The 15,032-nt window shown below is 51.1% G+C and carries 13 protein-coding genes, 1 tRNA gene and 1 other RNA gene; 5 read left to right on the top strand and 10 right to left on the bottom strand.

All coding sequences use genetic code 11. The features are described 5' to 3' along the window. Positions 1-146: 146 nt before the first annotated feature. The 4 genes from mtnN to rnpB all read left to right on the top strand — a co-directional run bounded on the left by mtnN (position 147) and on the right by rnpB (position 3,187). Complete coding sequence (mtnN, locus tag NF347_RS05465) at positions 147-842, top strand: 5'-methylthioadenosine/S-adenosylhomocysteine nucleosidase (protein ID WP_107034739.1); 696 nt, start codon at positions 147-149, stop codon at positions 840-842. Then, a complete protein-coding gene (locus tag NF347_RS05460) occupies positions 830-1,312 on the top strand; it encodes an S-ribosylhomocysteine lyase (RefSeq protein ID WP_107034738.1) in 483 nt (160 codons plus the stop codon). Before mtnN ends, NF347_RS05460 begins: the two co-directional genes overlap by 13 nt. 48 nt (positions 1,313-1,360) lie before the next feature. Next, entirely contained in the window at positions 1,361-2,617 is a 1,257-nt protein-coding gene (locus NF347_RS05455) for a histidine-type phosphatase (RefSeq protein WP_107034737.1), read from the top strand. A gap of 184 nt (positions 2,618-2,801) precedes the next feature. Then, positions 2,802-3,187: RNase P RNA component class A (rnpB, locus tag NF347_RS05450), an RNA gene on the top strand. A 95-nt stretch (positions 3,188-3,282) separates the two neighbouring features. Here rnpB and NF347_RS05445 read toward each other — a convergent pair. The 4 genes from NF347_RS05445 to NF347_RS05430 all read right to left on the bottom strand — a co-directional run bounded on the left by NF347_RS05445 (position 3,283) and on the right by NF347_RS05430 (position 8,848). Further along, positions 3,283-5,436, bottom strand: a complete 2,154-nt coding sequence (locus tag NF347_RS05445; protein ID WP_161953367.1) for a tetratricopeptide repeat protein — start codon at positions 5,434-5,436, stop codon at positions 3,283-3,285. Positions 5,437-5,572: 136 nt separating this feature from the next. Beyond that, entirely contained in the window at positions 5,573-6,457 is an 885-nt protein-coding gene (locus tag NF347_RS05440) for a DMT family transporter (RefSeq protein ID WP_107034735.1), read from the bottom strand. Between the two features lie 16 nt (positions 6,458-6,473). Beyond that, positions 6,474-7,841, bottom strand: a complete 1,368-nt coding sequence (gene radA, locus NF347_RS05435) for a DNA repair protein RadA (RefSeq protein ID WP_107034734.1) — start codon at positions 7,839-7,841, stop codon at positions 6,474-6,476. 242 nt (positions 7,842-8,083) lie between these two features. Next, positions 8,084-8,848, bottom strand: a complete 765-nt coding sequence (locus tag NF347_RS05430; protein ID WP_161553864.1) for an RNA methyltransferase — start codon at positions 8,846-8,848, stop codon at positions 8,084-8,086. Between the two features lie 85 nt (positions 8,849-8,933). Here NF347_RS05430 and NF347_RS05425 point away from each other — a divergent pair, with 85 nt between their 5' ends. After that, positions 8,934-10,514 carry a peptide chain release factor 3 gene (locus NF347_RS05425; RefSeq protein WP_107034732.1) on the top strand — a complete coding sequence of 527 codons (1,581 nt, stop codon included), beginning with the start codon at positions 8,934-8,936 and terminating at the stop codon, positions 10,512-10,514. Between the two features lie 181 nt (positions 10,515-10,695). Here NF347_RS05425 and NF347_RS05420 read toward each other — a convergent pair whose 3' ends face one another. From NF347_RS05420 to yihA, 6 genes are all read right to left on the bottom strand, one after another. Next, the gene (locus NF347_RS05420; protein WP_107034731.1) at positions 10,696-11,220 is read right to left on the bottom strand and encodes an AAA family ATPase; all 525 of its coding nucleotides are present in this window, start codon (positions 11,218-11,220) and stop codon (positions 10,696-10,698) included. A gap of 26 nt (positions 11,221-11,246) precedes the next feature. Then, positions 11,247-13,262 (bottom strand): alpha-N-acetylglucosaminidase, encoded by a 2,016-nt coding sequence (locus NF347_RS05415; RefSeq protein WP_306254331.1) that lies wholly within the window; start codon positions 13,260-13,262, stop codon positions 11,247-11,249. A 201-nt stretch (positions 13,263-13,463) separates the two neighbouring features. After that, positions 13,464-13,540, bottom strand: a tRNA-His gene (locus NF347_RS05410). Positions 13,541-13,822: 282 nt separating this feature from the next. Further along, positions 13,823-14,104 (bottom strand): PH domain-containing protein, encoded by a 282-nt coding sequence (locus NF347_RS13680; protein ID WP_107034729.1) that lies wholly within the window; start codon positions 14,102-14,104, stop codon positions 13,823-13,825. Positions 14,105-14,184: 80 nt separating this feature from the next. Beyond that, a complete protein-coding gene (locus NF347_RS05405) occupies positions 14,185-14,364 on the bottom strand; it encodes a hypothetical protein (RefSeq protein WP_107034728.1) in 180 nt (59 codons plus the stop codon). 61 nt (positions 14,365-14,425) lie between these two features. Further along, complete coding sequence (yihA, locus tag NF347_RS05400) at positions 14,426-15,028, bottom strand: ribosome biogenesis GTP-binding protein YihA/YsxC (protein ID WP_107034727.1); 603 nt, start codon at positions 15,026-15,028, stop codon at positions 14,426-14,428. Between the last annotated feature and the right edge of the window lie 4 nt (positions 15,029-15,032).

The following is a 15,032-nucleotide window of genomic DNA, read 5'->3' as shown; positions in this document are numbered from 1 at the left end:
TCCATATCGTCCACTTGTATACGGCGCGCATGGTTGAGGCTTGCAATAACAGACACCGGACAAAGTCAGAAATACCGCAGCACAAACTGTTGGTGTACTGATAGTTTGATAATCTCAACTGATTTTTGAAAAGTAACTTATCATTTATGAAGATAGCGATAGTAGTGGCAATGCAGAAAGAACTTGATCTGCTGCTGCCACATATCTCCGATATAGTTAAATCCGAAAAAGGACGCTTCATCGTCTATCACGGACAGATGGCCGGATGCGAGATCATTGCTATGCAGAGTGGCATAGGTAAAGTGAATTCCGCTCTTGCTCTGCAGTGTATGCTTAATGATTTTGCACCAGATCTGGTGATCAACACCGGAGTGGCCGGAGGCACCGGACGTACCGGAATACTCGATGTAGTGGTTGGCAGCCGTGTGGCCTATCACGATGTATGGTGCGGACCGGGAACCGTCCCGGGACAGGCATCTGGCTGTCCGCAGTTCTTCGAGCCACCATGCGGCTTGCTCGATATACCCGCTCTTGATCCTGCCGGCGGAGTGATACATGGACTTATCGCTTCAGGCGATATTTTTGTAGCGTCATCCGAAGAAACCGAGCGAATCCGCGGGCTTTATCCCGATGTGGCGGCAGTAGATATGGAATCGGCATCCATGGCGCAGACTTGTTGGCTGAGCGGCGTGCCGTTTGTTTCAGTCAGAGTGGTCAGCGACACACCCGGAGCCGCTGATAATATCTCGCAGTATGAAAACTTCTGGACTGATGCGCCAATGCGCACATTCTCCGTTCTCATGCCACTTGTAGAACAAATATCACAGCAATGGAAAAAATAGCAAGCTTCACTGTCGACCACCAGCGTCTGCTCCGTGGCATCTACGTTTCGCGGCGCGATGTCACCCGGTCGGGCGATACTCTCACCACATTCGATATACGCATGACTGAGCCCAACCGACAGCCGCCGTTGTCGGGAGCCGCACTCCACACTATCGAACACCTTGCCGCAACATATCTGCGCAACCGGGCCGACTGGAAAGACCGTGTGATATACTGGGGGCCGATGGGATGCCGAACCGGCAATTACCTCATTCTGTCGGGAGATCTGCAGCCTGAGGATATAGTAGGGCTGATGACTGATACGTTTCGCTTCATAGCCGATTATTCAGGGGAAATTCCGGGAGCCTCTCCACGCGATTGCGGCAACTATTCGTATATGGATCTTGATGATGCCAAAGCGCAGGCTCGACGCTTTCTTGAAGAAGTGTTGCTGTGCATGAAGCATGAAAACACCGCATATCCTGAGTGAACCTTTGACCGGCGTCGGTTGTTAATGAATCCAAACACGTTTTAACTCATGAAAAGATTCATTACAGCCATCTCATCACTCGCAGCGCTCATGCTGCTTTTCATTCCGCACACTGCGGCGCAGACCACCGACTACACGTTCAGAGAATGTCTTGGCAGTTCAATGCCTTATCCCGATGTCAGTTCCACGACGCAGACCCCCGACTCGCTCCGACCTATCATGATCAATCATGTTGGGCGTCACGGAGCCAGATATATGTCGTCGGGCAAAGCTGCCGATAATGTCCGAAAGGCACTTAAAAACGCTGTCAGACTCCGCACGATCACTCCGCGCGGCCGACGGATGCTGAGGCTCACTGAGCAGATAATCGAGCGCACTGCCGGCCGCTGGGGTGTGCTTGACACTCTCGGCAAAGCCGAACAGATGGGAATAGGTATGCGCATGTATAGCGATTTTCCGTCGTTGATGCGCAATGGCCGCATCAATGCCATCAGCAGCTACGTCCCGCGCTGTATCATGAGTATGTATGAGATGACCCATCAGATCGCACGTCTTGACGATAAGGTGGAGATCCACACTTCGTCAGGGCGTCAGAACAATCCCCTGCTCCGTTTCTTCAGCGATAACCGCGAGCTTGAGGAACTGTTTGCTACCGATAATTTCCGGCTCGCACTTAATGAGGCTTCCGACTCGATGGTGCCGCGAACAGTGCTCCGTAAAATGCTCGGAAGCGGCTATCCCTACAATGAAATCCACGATCAGGCAGCCCTCACCATGGATATATATTCATGCCTTGCAGCCACTGCAGCCATGGAACTGCGCTGTGACATATCGCAGTATGTCACCCGAGAGGAATTCAATGCCATGTGGTCGTTCAAAAACTACAGCCAGCATCTCGTGCATTCGGCTTCAGCCATATCCGCCGCGCCTGCCAAAGCAGCCCGGGCATTGCTCGACGATATCATCACCACCACCGACCGATTGATAGAAGGTGACTCGACGGTGGCACCGGTGCAGCTGCGATTCGGTCATGCCGAAACCCTCATGCCCTTGCTGGCATTGATGAGAATCCCCGGATGCTATCTTGATTCGGACAACCCCGATGAGGTCAGTCGTCAATGGCTCGACTTTCGTATAGTGCCTATGGCTGCCAACTTCCGTATTATCGTGTTCCGCGGACCGAAAGATGTGATATATATCCGTGCCGATCTCAACGAACAACCGATCAATCTTATAGAAGACGATCCGCGCATATATCTGCCGTGGGATGAAGCCAAGGCCTATCTGCTGCTGCGATCCATGTGATTCTGTTCCCGACAGCCTTATAGCTCTGTGACATTGCTAAGCCACAGGGCTTTTTTTATGTCAGTCTGTCAGACTGCTGACTGACTTGGAAGGGAGCTCCTGCGAGAATTATACAGTGTCTTTCACCTATCTGGAGTTTGGCGGCCTTTTGGCTGTATAGTAAAAATGTCGTAACTTTGCAGACGCAGCCGGACGTTCCGTCGCGGGTCGGCATTAGCCGGCATGAGGAAAGTCCGGGCAACACAGAGCACCATGTTTCCTAACAGGAAGCCGGCAGCGATGCCGGGGCAAGTGTGACAGAAAACGACCGCCACGATCCTTCGGGCCGTGGTAAGGGTGAAAAGGCGGGGTAAGAGCCCACCGGGCTTCATGGCGACATGAGGCACCGCACATCCCATGGGTTGCAAGGCCAAGTATACCGGCATTCAAGGATTGCTCGTCCATTGCCGGGGGGTAGGCTGCTTGAGCCATGCGGCAACGTATGGCGTAGATAAATGACGGAACGGCCCTGATGGCCCCCTCGGGGAAGTGTCAGGCCGACATAACCCGGCTTACAGTCCGGCTGCAAAGCATTAATTCCGCCGACAGTTTTCTCGTAATGAGAAATTGTCGGCGGAATCTGTTTATTTCACTATATTACCGGCGAGGCCGATATGGCTGGACTGTTACCGGTTCATGCGTTTCAGAAGGTTGTATGATGGCACTACACCCAGTTCGCCCGCTTTGCTGACATCGGCCGATCCCTTGCTGCTGTCGCCGAGCATATAATATACATATCCGCGGTTGTAGTAGGCTTCTCCGAAGTCGGGCTTAAGTTCTATAGCGCGGTTGAGAGCCTTGAGTGCCGAAGTGTAGTCCTGCAGCTGAAGCAATATCACTCCCTTGTTGTAGTAAGCCACAGGCATTTCAGGCGAAAGCTCTATGACTTTGTCGATATCGGCCATTACTTCGGTCATATTGGCGCGGCGCTGCTGCATCGATGCGCCCGGCATGATTGCCGGAGCCGTCTGATGAATGCGTCCGTCGCCTGGCTGTGTTTTCGCACTCTCTTCGGCTTCCGATTCGAGTTTCTGCAGGCGGGCTATGCCTCTCATGAAGTATGCCATGGTGAAGTCGGGCGTAAGTTCCAGCGCTCTGTTGAAGTCGGCTATCGAACCATCATAATTGCGTAGCGTCAGCAGGTCCATTGCTCGTCCGAAATAGTCTATCGCACGAGGCTTATGCGATGACAGATATGAATTGTAATAATTCACCGAATCGAAATGGCGCTTTATCTGGTCTTCGTCGTCAAGGCTCGGCACAGAATTGGTCACCTGCAACAAGAATCTCAGTGCGCGTGTGCGGTTGATCTCATCCACCTCCTTGATGTATTCGGGGTTGGGGCGCAGTTCAGTGGGTGAATTGTAATACGATGCTGTGAATATTGGCTCGTATGAGATGCTGACATTACGGTTCTGCACCCTGCCTCTGATGCTTTTATTGATGAACTCCTGCTCTATGTTGGTATTGTCGTTGACCGTAAGAAGTGATGTGAAGCGTGCCATTACCTTGTCGGGCGACTCGGCCGCGCCGCGCATTATCTCTTCGAAATCCTTGTCAAACGGAGTCGGCTCACCGGCAGTCTGAGGCTCGGTGCTGTTACCGTCTGACGAGGTTTTGATGCTGCTGTCCTGGCCTCCTTGTTCTCGGATGTCGTTGCGACCCGAATTTCCAGCTTTGTTACCGCGGGCCAGTGCGAGAGATCGATCAAAATCCTCTTTCGCTTTCATATCGCCCATGTCGCGGCGTATCTCTGATCGCAGGAAATATCCTGCTGCCAGATTGGGATATGCGGCTATGATGGTATTGATGTCGGCGAGCGCGCCTTTGAAGTCGCGTTTTTCCTTCAACACGAGAGCGCGGTTATACAACGCCCGGTAGTCTGTGCCTCTCAGGGCAAGCACTTTGTTGAGATCAGCAAGCGCCTTGTCGAAATCTCTAACTTCACACAGTAGCAGAGCACGGTTGAAATAACCGGTATAATCTTCCGGGTCAAGTTGTATGGCATACTCATAGTCGCTCAACGCGCCGTAATAATCATCAAGATTGTGTCGAAGAAACGCGCGATTTATGTAGAACCCCGGATATTTGGGTTGCAGACGAATGGCTTCGTTCATGTCGTCGAGTGCCGCCGCGTAGTCGCGGTGGGAGTTTATGGCCACGTCGGCTCTGATAAGGTATGCGTTGACAGAGCGTTTGTTAAGATCAAGAGCCTTTTCCACGTCGGCGAGAGCCCCGACGGTATCCTTCTGCTCCAGACGCAGGCGTGCGCGCCCCACGTATCCGCCATCAAATCCGCTGTGCGTGGCGAGCAGCGCATCGAATGTGGCCGCAGCCTCGTCATACCGCTTCAGTTCTTGATATGCGAGAGCCTTGTTGAACAGTATCACACGGTTTTCAGGCAGAGTGCCGAGCACTTCGTCATAATCGTTCAGCGCGTCTTCAACGTTCCCGATATTTTGGTTGGCCACCGCGCGCAGTTCGTAGGCGTCGAGCAGAAACGGATTCTGTTCGAGAGCTTTGGATGCGTCGGCTACAGCCCCTCGGAAGTCGTCGAGATTGTATTTGGCTATCGCCCTGAAAAAATATGGCTGTGCGAGATAAGGCTTGGCTGCGATCACTTGGTTGAAATACTGTATCGACAGCATATAGTCTTCAAAATAAAGCGCGTTGCGCCCTACCTGCATCACCTGATCTGTATTGATCTGTGCGTGGGTCGGCATCTCGCATGAAAGGAGTGCCGCCAGACACGCTATCCTGATTATAAAACGTGATAACATTGGATTTGTAAGTAAGCTGTGGGAATAGACCCCGATCATTCCTGCAAATGATATAATGATCAGATTATCCCATGCAAAGTTAATTCATTTGCATGGGCAAAAGCAAGCTATGATGGTGAAAAAACTGTAATTGCCGTCATTTTGCCACTGTAGAGCCCAGCACGAGCAGTCCGAGGCTGACCATGAGTATGCACAGATCGGCTGCCTTTGCTTTGAAATTCTTTTCGCGAAGCATTACAGCTCCGTAGATGAATGGGATAACGACACTGCCGCGACGTATCATCGACACGACAGAAATCATCGCACCATCGAGCGACAACGAATAGAAGTAAGCTATGTCGGCCACGGTCAGAAATATCGATATCAGCGGGATCGTCCATCGCCACGAAAAAACAGAATGCGATGACGACGACCATCGTCTTACAGCCATCAGGGCGCACGACATGATGATGCATTGATAAAACGAATACCATGCCTGGACGTCGAGCGGTCGGAAATGCCGGAGGAGATACTTGTCGTAAAGCGCGCTGACGGCGCCAAGCAGTGCGGCTCCGACAGCCATCCATAGCCATCGGCTGCTTCGTAGCGAGATCCCCTCGCTTGCGCTTATGCGAGAGATCATGTAGAGTGATAGAAAACCGAGCGATATGCCGGCCCACTGCAGGAGATTGAGCTGTTCGCCGTACACAGCCACTGCGCCGACAAGCACCATCACCGGACGGGAGGCGTTGATAGGTCCTTGTATGGTCAGAGGCAGATGTTTCACGGCGAAATATCCAAGGATCCATGACCCGAGCACGATAAACGACTTGATTATGATCATGCCATGGGCCGCCGGCGATGATATTGAGCACTCCCCTGTCGCAATACCGCCGACAAGTATCGGCGACATCAGCACGGCGCCGAAAACGGTGTTGAGCATCAATACCGTCAGCACGTCATTGCCACGCACCGACAGTTTCTTCATCACGTCATAAAATCCCAGACATGTAGCCGAGATAAGAGCCAGAGCCACCCACATGATCTATATTTTGCGCTTATGCAAACAGCAGTCGGAAGGCCTCTTCCACTTTGCTGACTTCAGTGATCTTTATATTCAGCGATCCGAGATCCATACCCTTGACATTGCTCCGTGGTATGATGATTTGCTCCATGCCGAGTTTCTCAGCCTCCTGTATGCGTTGTTCTATGCGGGTGACAGGGCGAATCTCGCCGGTAAGTCCCACTTCCCCGGCCATACACACGGTATGAGGCACCACAATGTCCACATTGCTCGACAGGATGGCGCTGATCACGGCCATGTCAAGAGCCGGATCATTGACCTTCATGCCTCCGGCTATATTGAGAAACACGTCCTTCTGGGCCAATTTGAACCCCACGCGCTTCTCCAGTACGGCAAGCAACATATTCATCCTTTTGGCGTCAAAGCCGGTCACAGACCGTTGCGGTGTGCCATAGGCGGCAGTGCTCACAAGAGCCTGCACCTCGATCATCAGCGGACGAATACCCTCCATCGTCACACCTATCGAGGTGCCCGACAGATTGGTGTCGGTCTGCGACAACAGTATCTCCGAAGGATTGGTGACCTCCCGCAGACCGCTACGCACCATTTCGTAAATGCCGAGTTCGGACGTGCTTCCGAATCGGTTTTTGATCGACCGGAGCAACCTATACAGATAATGTCGGTCGCCTTCAAACTGCAATACGGTATCAACAATGTGTTCCAGTACTTTAGGCCCGGCGATATTGCCCTCTTTGGTTATGTGGCCGATCACAATCACCGGCACACCGCTCTCTTTGGCATATCGCAGCAACCGTGCCGAGCACTCTCTTACCTGGCCTACGCTTCCGGCCGGAGATTCAAGTTCATCGGAAGCTATGGTCTGTATCGAATCGATGACGATCAGTCCGGGATCTGTGTTCTCGATATGCTCGAAAATGTTTTCAAGCGATGTGTCGCACACGATATACACCGTGTCGCTCTGACGTCCGAGGCGTTCGGCACGCATCTTTATCTGCATAGCGCTCTCCTCGCCCGAAACGTAAAGCACGCGACGCGATTGTATCGACAATGTGTTCTGTAGCACCAGGGTGGATTTACCAATGCCGGGCTCGCCGCCGATAAGCACCATCGAGCCGGGGACAAGGCCGCCGCCGAGCACTCGGTTGAGTTCCTTGCTCGGCATGCGTATGCGTGGAGCGTCGGATGTTTCGATTTCCGACACACGCAGTGGGCGTGGACGCTGTCGCGATGTCATTCCGCTCTTGGCGCGTGTCTGCGACGATATAGTCACCTTCTCTTCCACAAGGGTGTTCCATGCTCCGCACGCGCTGCATCGTCCTTCCCACTTCGGAAAGTCGTTTCCGCACGAACTGCACACCCACACGGTCTTTGTTTTTGCCATTGCTGATGATCTGTTTTTTCAGTTTAATAGATTGTCTAAATTTATATAATACGGATTTTGAGAAGGATTGTCAGATGGATTTTTGTTTGTGATGAGGGAGTGTAGCCGTAGCTACATGACCGGGGAGCAAACAAAAAGACGCTGGAAAGACTCTCAAAAGCAAAGTGATATGAATTTTAGACAATATTCTAAGCAAGTGCTCGGATTTAATGAAACAATATGAGGTTGATTCGAACACTTGCTTATTGCATTTGTCTGCGGCGGAATTCAGCCATGATTATAGCTGTGGCCATGCCGACGTTGAGCGATTCGGCGCCATTGCGTTCCGGAGGATATGCTGGAATCTTCAGCCGCATGTCCACCATCGATGCTACGGAATCGGATATGCCATGTCCTTCACTGCCCATTACTATCACCCCTGACTGTGGCAGATCGCTCCGGTAGAGGTCTGTTCCGTCAAGAAATGTGCCACATACTGTAGCCTCCGTCTTTTGAAGCAGTCCTGCTATATCAGTTCTGACTGGCCTTACCCTTGATATTGATCCCATGCTTGCCATTATCGCTTTGGGAGAATATGGATCAGCCGAGTCGGCTGAACATACCACGGTCTCGACTCCAAACCAGTCGGCCACACGCATGATCGTACCCATATTGCCCGGATCCTGTATGCCGTCGAGTACAAGCGCGAGGTTGTCCACGCCTATGTTCAAGGGTATGCATTCCTCCGGCATGTCATAAACGGCTATGACCTGAGGAGGCGTCGACAGATGACTCATCCGCTCCAGATCGCGCCTTGTCACCACAGCCATCCTGTCGGCGGCCAGGCTGACAAGGCCGTCATTGGCTTCGGCCCAGGCTGCCGTGGCATACAGACTGTGGAGTGTGAAATGTCCGAGAGTGTCGTTCACACATTTCTGGCCCTCGGCTTTGAATAGACGGGCCTGACGCCGGGTGCGTGCCTCGTCGAGTGCGGCCACATCCTTCCTCATCTGGTTGGTCAGTTGCATAGCTGTATGTTTATTCTGCAAAATTACTGTAAAATCACGAAAAACTGCGTAACTTTGCACTCCAAAAAGCAAAAACCACAAACCAATGTCACAACTGACCGACGAAATAAGCCGACGACGCACATTCGCGATCATATCGCACCCCGACGCCGGTAAGACCACACTCACCGAAAAGCTGCTACTCTTCGGAGGCGCCATACATATTGCCGGAGCGGTAAAATCCAACAAGATTAAGAAAACCGCTACCAGCGACTGGATGGAGATCGAGAAACAGCGTGGCATTTCAGTGGCCACTTCCGTTATGGGATTTGAATATGACGGCTACAAGATCAATATTCTTGACACTCCGGGTCACCAGGATTTTGCCGAGGACACATATCGTACACTGACTGCGGTCGACAGCGTAATCATAGTCGTTGACGTGGCCAAAGGCGTGGAGCAGCAGACACGTAAGCTGATGGAGGTGTGCCGTATGAGAAACACTCCTGTGATAATCTTCGTCAACAAGCTCGACCGCGAGGGACGCGATCCGTTTGATATACTCGACGAGCTTGAGCAGGAACTGCATATCTCCGTGCGCCCGTTGAGCTGGCCTATCAATATAGGGGCTAAATTCAAGGGAGTCTACAATATTCATGAGCATTCACTCGACCTGTTTACGCCCGACAAGCAGAAGGTCACCGAACGTGTCGAGATCGAGAGCATTGATGATCCGCGCATCGACGAGGCTGTAGGCGAAACTGATGCCGCAAAGCTCCGCGAGGATCTGGAGCTTATCGAAGGAGTATATCCGGCCTTTGAAACGGAAGAGTATCTGGCAGGAAAGGTAGCGCCTGTGTTTTTTGGCTCAGCGCTCAATACTTTTGGCGTAAAAGAGCTTCTCGACTGCTTTGTGAAGATCGCTCCGTCGCCGCGGCCGGTTGAGGCTGTAGAGCGCAAGATAAGCCCCGAAGAGGAGACTTTTTCAGGTTTTGTGTTCAAGATTCACGCAAACATGGATCCTAACCACCGCTCATGCATTGCATTCGTGAAGATATGTTCCGGAAAGTTCGAGCGCAACGCGCCCTACCGTCACGTGCGTTCGGGAAAGACGCTTAAATTCGCGGCTCCCACGGCATTTATGGCGCAGAAAAAGAGTATTGTCGACGAAGCTTTCCCCGGCGACATAGTCGGCATCCCCGACACCGGCAACTTTAAGATCGGCGACACTCTGACCACCTCCGAAGAATTGCATTTCAAGGGATTGCCGAGTTTCTCTCCTGAAATGTTCAAGTATATCGAAAACACAGACCCGATGAAGTCCAAGCAGCTCGACAAAGGCATACAGCAGCTGATGGACGAAGGCGTGGCCCAGCTGTTCACCAATCAGTTCAACGGACGCAAGATCATAGGCACGGTCGGACAACTTCAGTTTGAGGTCATACAATACCGTCTGCTGCACGAATACGGTGCACAATGCCGTTGGGAACCGATTTCGCTTTACAAGGCTTGCTGGATCACAAGCGACGATCAGGAAGCGCTTGAGGCATTCAAGCGTCGCAAACACCAGTTTATGGCCACAGACCGCGAAGGCCGTGATGTCTTCCTGGCCGATTCATCCTATGTGTTGCAGATGGCACAAAGCGACTTTCCAAAAATCCGGTTTTATTTCTCCTCCGAGTTCTGACCGTGGACACATAGGTCTATTGTAACCACCACACGTAAGTAATAACACACACAACTGCATCATAAACGCGCGGCATATTCAGTCCGAAGCGTTTATGATGCAGTCGTTTTGTTTTCAAAAAGTCAGTGACCGCAACGGTGGGTTCAGATATGACTCAAACGAGCAGTCATGATACGATCCATTATGATTCGAGGGTGATGACATCGGTCTCCTCTTCGCCGGGCGGTTGGAAACCGGCATGGAATGCATAAACTTCCTGTCGACTGACAATCTGATCGTCAGAACCATCACCTTTACGTCGGTCAAGTCTTTCGATCAGAGTGGCAAGTGGAGTCTTCAGATACATGAACAGTGGCTTGACTCCACACTCCGAACACACAGCGCGGATAGCCGATCGTCGCACAGTTTTGCACATCGTGGAATCCACCACCACCCGCTCCCCTTTCCTTATAAGGGATGCTAACGAGCTGTCTATTTCATCGGCAGCCCATATAAATGCCGTTTTTCGTGTTTCGGAATCAAGGCCTGGAAATCTGTCACCGTATCGACTCCAGATAATTTCATCCGACGACAGTCGTAAGAACCCTTTCCCGACGAATCGCCTTGCCAAAAACGTCTTGCCTGAACCGCTGACCCCGCACATCACTATGACCTTATGCCCTTCTGCTATTTCATCAATTTTTATAAGATTGTCGTCATTGGTCATATAGTTGATTTGTCCATGCTGTGATGTTATTGATTCTGTTCACGTCGTCTTACCCATTCGGTTTCCATCAGATAGTAGTCGGGTTTAGGGGCTCCGCGAAGCTCGGAGTCAAAAAAAGCTTTCCATCGCTGGTAATACAATTCGCGCAGCAGTCCGCTCCATTCGCGGTGACTGTAATCGTGAAGTCCGCGTAGATTGGACGCCACACTGTCGCCCCACACGGTGATCAGCTGGGCGGCATTGCGCCGGTAAAGCTTTCTGATATTGTCGTCATCTCCGGCAAGGCAGGCAGCATCGTCGAGCCATGTGTCGACACACATTTCGGGCTGTCGTGCCAGCGTGGAATCCTGTTCCAGAATCAGATTGAGGAAACGGTCGGAAACTATCGTCAGACTGTCGGTGATACCGCGGTCATGCAGATCGGACATCAGTCTTATAAGACGGTTTCCCTCATCGGCATTGGCCTGTCGCCGGATATCGGCGAGATCAAAGGCGTAGTTGGCGTTGCCGACATAATCAGGAGCCGCCTGGAGCATAAGTGCCGCCGCTTTGGCTGTGGAGTCGGGTGAATAAAATAGTTCCGAACTTCCCCATGTGGAAGCGCTGCGGGGATTCCACGACGGTCGTGCACAGAAAAGAGACTCTACAGTGCCTTGTCCTTCCATTTCTATCGGCGCGTTATACACAGTGTTGCGCAGGGCATCCCATGCTGCCATTACTTCGGGAGTCACCTCCCTGCCATAGCGTGCCGTCAGATACGATCGGAGCCATTCGCGTGTGTCGAAACGTTCGCTGCGCCAAGGAAGTTCCATGGCCAGCTCATACATCACAGGGTTGTTTTCGATACCTTCCGGGGTCAGCCCGACTCCGGTGAGGCGATGCAACGAATCGGCTTCCTGCGCATCGTAAAATCCGTCGACAAACATGTCCATGCGTCCGTGCAGCCCTACGTTGCCTCCGAAGTTAAGAAGCATACAGTAGATCCATTCATGGTCGGCATATATGCCTTTGCGACGCCATTTGGCGTCTTTGTCACTATAAAGGTCGAGCACTTTCATATCGCCTGCCTTCACAGTGTCGATCATGGCCAGCATCGGGTTGCCGCCCCAGCTCTGTATGACCCATGATGATTCAGGATTTGTGCGTTTCATCGCTTCGGCTATCCGGCGGCCGGCGAGGGGCAGATCTACGCCGGATGTATTACCTCCCTCATGAAACGGATCCATCGAATAATATTTTGCCTTGCCGTAAAGGCTGTCGAGTTCCTGATAATACAGGTCGGCAAGATACGAAAACTCCTCCGTGTCAGGCGAGAGGAAAGCCGGACGGACAAAGCCGCACCACTTCCCGGGATCGGCCACTTTATATCCCAGTTTGCTGTTTATGTCGTGAGGCACCATTCCGGCATATCCCGGATATACCGGCTCTATGCCGAGCGAACGCATCCGTGCCACTATTTTATGCTGAAGCGCGCTCTGGCGGTCATACCATTGGTCTGGCAGCGGACCGCCCCATCCCTCAAGATTGTTCATCTGCCACCATGCTAGAAATGCCGGGCCACTGATAAACCGGCCTATCTCTTCGTCGTCGTATCCGAGCTTTTTCAAGAGGTTGCGCCATACGGTTTCGATGCCGGTCATCATAAGCGGCATATTGATGCCGTGTAGTGCCATCCAGTCAATCTCTTTCATCCACCGCTCTTCGTCCCAAAAGGGCATGGAGTATGAAAAGGTGCAGTAGTTGAGATAATACCTGTCGGCTACAGAGGCCTTTTTGCGTATTGTTTCTTTAGGCAACGGAAGCTTGTCAGGCAAAGGTTGGGTCAGATTGTTCCAGGAAATATGTATTCCGGCCACATATTTAAGATACCAGTTAAGTCCCGTGGCAAGAGCCACTTTGCTGTTTCCGTCAATTACAACTCTTCCGGAATCGGCACTGATTTCAAAAAACTCGGGTCCGGCCGACGGAATTTCATTGAATATGATGCGTCCGGCCGAAGTACCTTCGGTAACCCTCATGGCCAGTGAGTCTACGGGACTCATACTCTTGGCTGACAATGAGATCATGCATAATGCGACAAGGGATAAAACACTACGAAATTTCATGGATTTTTGTTTACAAAGTAACATAAAAAAACTGAATGTGACAAACCGGTCAATCAAAAACACGCAATGACACAAGCTGCGAGAAAGTGAATGCAAAAAAACAGACGGACTCCTCATCAGGAATCCGTCATGTCATTTTGGGGTGAACAGTGGGATTCGAACCCACGACCTTCGGAACCACAATCCGACGTTCTAACCAACTGAACTATGCTCACCATTATGTTGTCTTGGCCTTTTCGGGTTTCGACGGTGCAAAGGTAGAACTATTTTTTGATACTGGCAATAGTTTTGTGATTTTTTTTGCGAAAATTCTCTCTGCTGTATTCTACGAGGTTGTCCTGTAAAGGAATATGCCCTGTGCACCCAATGCGTGCATACATTGAGTTTTGAAATAAGAGGATATTATCGAGTCACTTCCATGATACTTTTCTGAGACTCAATGTAATCAACTATCTTCTGAGGATTGTCACATCCAAGGACATACTTGTCGCCGATCTTCATTTTGACAAGAAAGCAATCCGAAGCCTTGCCAAAAAAACATAATAACGGCCGATGTCACTTTCTCTGAATACTCCCCAATAGCCCATGAATCCGCCGGAGGCAAATATTCGTATCGCACCCATTGTAGGCTGGAACAGTTCAACGCGTTCGATATCTCGCACAGATATCTTACGGCTTTTGCACAGGCTACCCATGAAGATGTATTCTGGATTGAGTAAAGAGCCGTGAAATATCCGTTTGTGCTCTGATCGTTCTCTGATATGACAGATGCCGGTCATTTTGTCGGTTGCAATAATTTTTATTGGTAGCCGACAAGACCTGATTAAGGTGACTTCTACGACAGCTGTCGGAAACAGGATCAGTTATTGCCTCTATGGTTGTTGTTTAATTCCTTGGTAGCTTCTTTGACGAGTTCCTTGTTGACCTTGTCGTTCAGACCGAGATCTGTGGCCACTCCGGGATATTGTTTTGCTTCCTGATCGTTGGCGTGGGCTTTGCCGTTACAGCTGCATCCGCACTTTTTTCCGTTTTCTTTCATGATTGCTGATGTTTTGTAGTTGTGTGTTACAATCTATCAACAACATCACGGTGCGTTTGGTTTACTCAGTCGGAAGCCGGTTCATCTCGTCGATATATGCCAGCAACTCCTCTTTGCCACTTCCTTGTGTGCTTGAGGTGACAAATACAGGAGGCAGGCTCTCCCATGTTTCGAGTAGTTTGTTGCAGTAGCTCTCCACGTTTTTGCGTGCATTTTCCTTGCTGAGCTTATCGGTTTTGGTGAACACTATGCTGAATGGCACTTCGTTCTCGGCCAGCCATTCCATGAACTCCATGTCGATTTTCTGTGGCGAATGGCGCGAATCTATCAGCAGAAACAGATTGGTCATCTGCGTGCGGTTGAGGATATACCCCTGTATCATTCGCTGAAGCTGCGCCCTGCTCTCCTTGCCTCGCTGGGCGTAGCCGTAGCCCGGCAAGTCGACTATATACCAGCTGTCGTTGATTCTGAAATGATTTATAAGCATAGTCTTGCCCGGAGTCGACGATGTCATGGCAAGACTCTTGCGTCCGGTAAGCATGTTGATCAAGGATGATTTTCCTACATTTGAACGTCCGATGAACGCATACTCATGCATGTCGCTGTCGGGGCATTTGCGATAATCGCTGTTGCTTATCTCGAATTTTGCAGACTTGATATCCATTTTC

The sequence above is a fragment of the Paramuribaculum intestinale genome, assembly GCF_030759015.1.
Taxonomy (GTDB): Bacteria; Bacteroidota; Bacteroidia; order Bacteroidales; family Muribaculaceae; genus Paramuribaculum; species Paramuribaculum intestinale.
The sequence above is the reverse complement of the archived record's forward strand: the minus strand, read 5'-3'. Positions and strand labels throughout refer to the sequence as shown.

Bases quoted from the DNA above. Each gene is read 5' to 3' on its own strand.
- mtnN (WP_107034739.1), top strand. From the start codon at position 147: ATGAAGATAGCGATAGTAGTGGCAATGCAGAAAGAACTTGATCTGCTG.
- NF347_RS05460 (WP_107034738.1), top strand. From the start codon at position 830: ATGGAAAAAATAGCAAGCTTCACTGTCGACCACCAGCGTCTGCTCCGT.
- NF347_RS05455 (WP_107034737.1), top strand. From the start codon at position 1,361: ATGAAAAGATTCATTACAGCCATCTCATCACTCGCAGCGCTCATGCTG.
- NF347_RS05445 (WP_161953367.1), bottom strand. From the start codon at position 5,436: ATGTTATCACGTTTTATAATCAGGATAGCGTGTCTGGCGGCACTCCTT.
- NF347_RS05440 (WP_107034735.1), bottom strand. From the start codon at position 6,457: ATGTGGGTGGCTCTGGCTCTTATCTCGGCTACATGTCTGGGATTTTAT.
- radA (WP_107034734.1), bottom strand. From the start codon at position 7,841: ATGGCAAAAACAAAGACCGTGTGGGTGTGCAGTTCGTGCGGAAACGAC.
- NF347_RS05430 (WP_161553864.1), bottom strand. From the start codon at position 8,848: ATGCAACTGACCAACCAGATGAGGAAGGATGTGGCCGCACTCGACGAG.
- NF347_RS05425 (WP_107034732.1), top strand. From the start codon at position 8,934: ATGTCACAACTGACCGACGAAATAAGCCGACGACGCACATTCGCGATC.
- NF347_RS05420 (WP_107034731.1), bottom strand. From the start codon at position 11,220: ATGACCAATGACGACAATCTTATAAAAATTGATGAAATAGCAGAAGGG.
- NF347_RS05415 (WP_306254331.1), bottom strand. From the start codon at position 13,262: ATGAGTCCCGTAGACTCACTGGCCATGAGGGTTACCGAAGGTACTTCG.
- NF347_RS13680 (WP_107034729.1), bottom strand. From the start codon at position 14,104: ATGACCGGCATCTGTCATATCAGAGAACGATCAGAGCACAAACGGATA.
- NF347_RS05405 (WP_107034728.1), bottom strand. From the start codon at position 14,364: ATGAAAGAAAACGGAAAAAAGTGCGGATGCAGCTGTAACGGCAAAGCC.
- yihA (WP_107034727.1), bottom strand. From the start codon at position 15,028: ATGGATATCAAGTCTGCAAAATTCGAGATAAGCAACAGCGATTATCGC.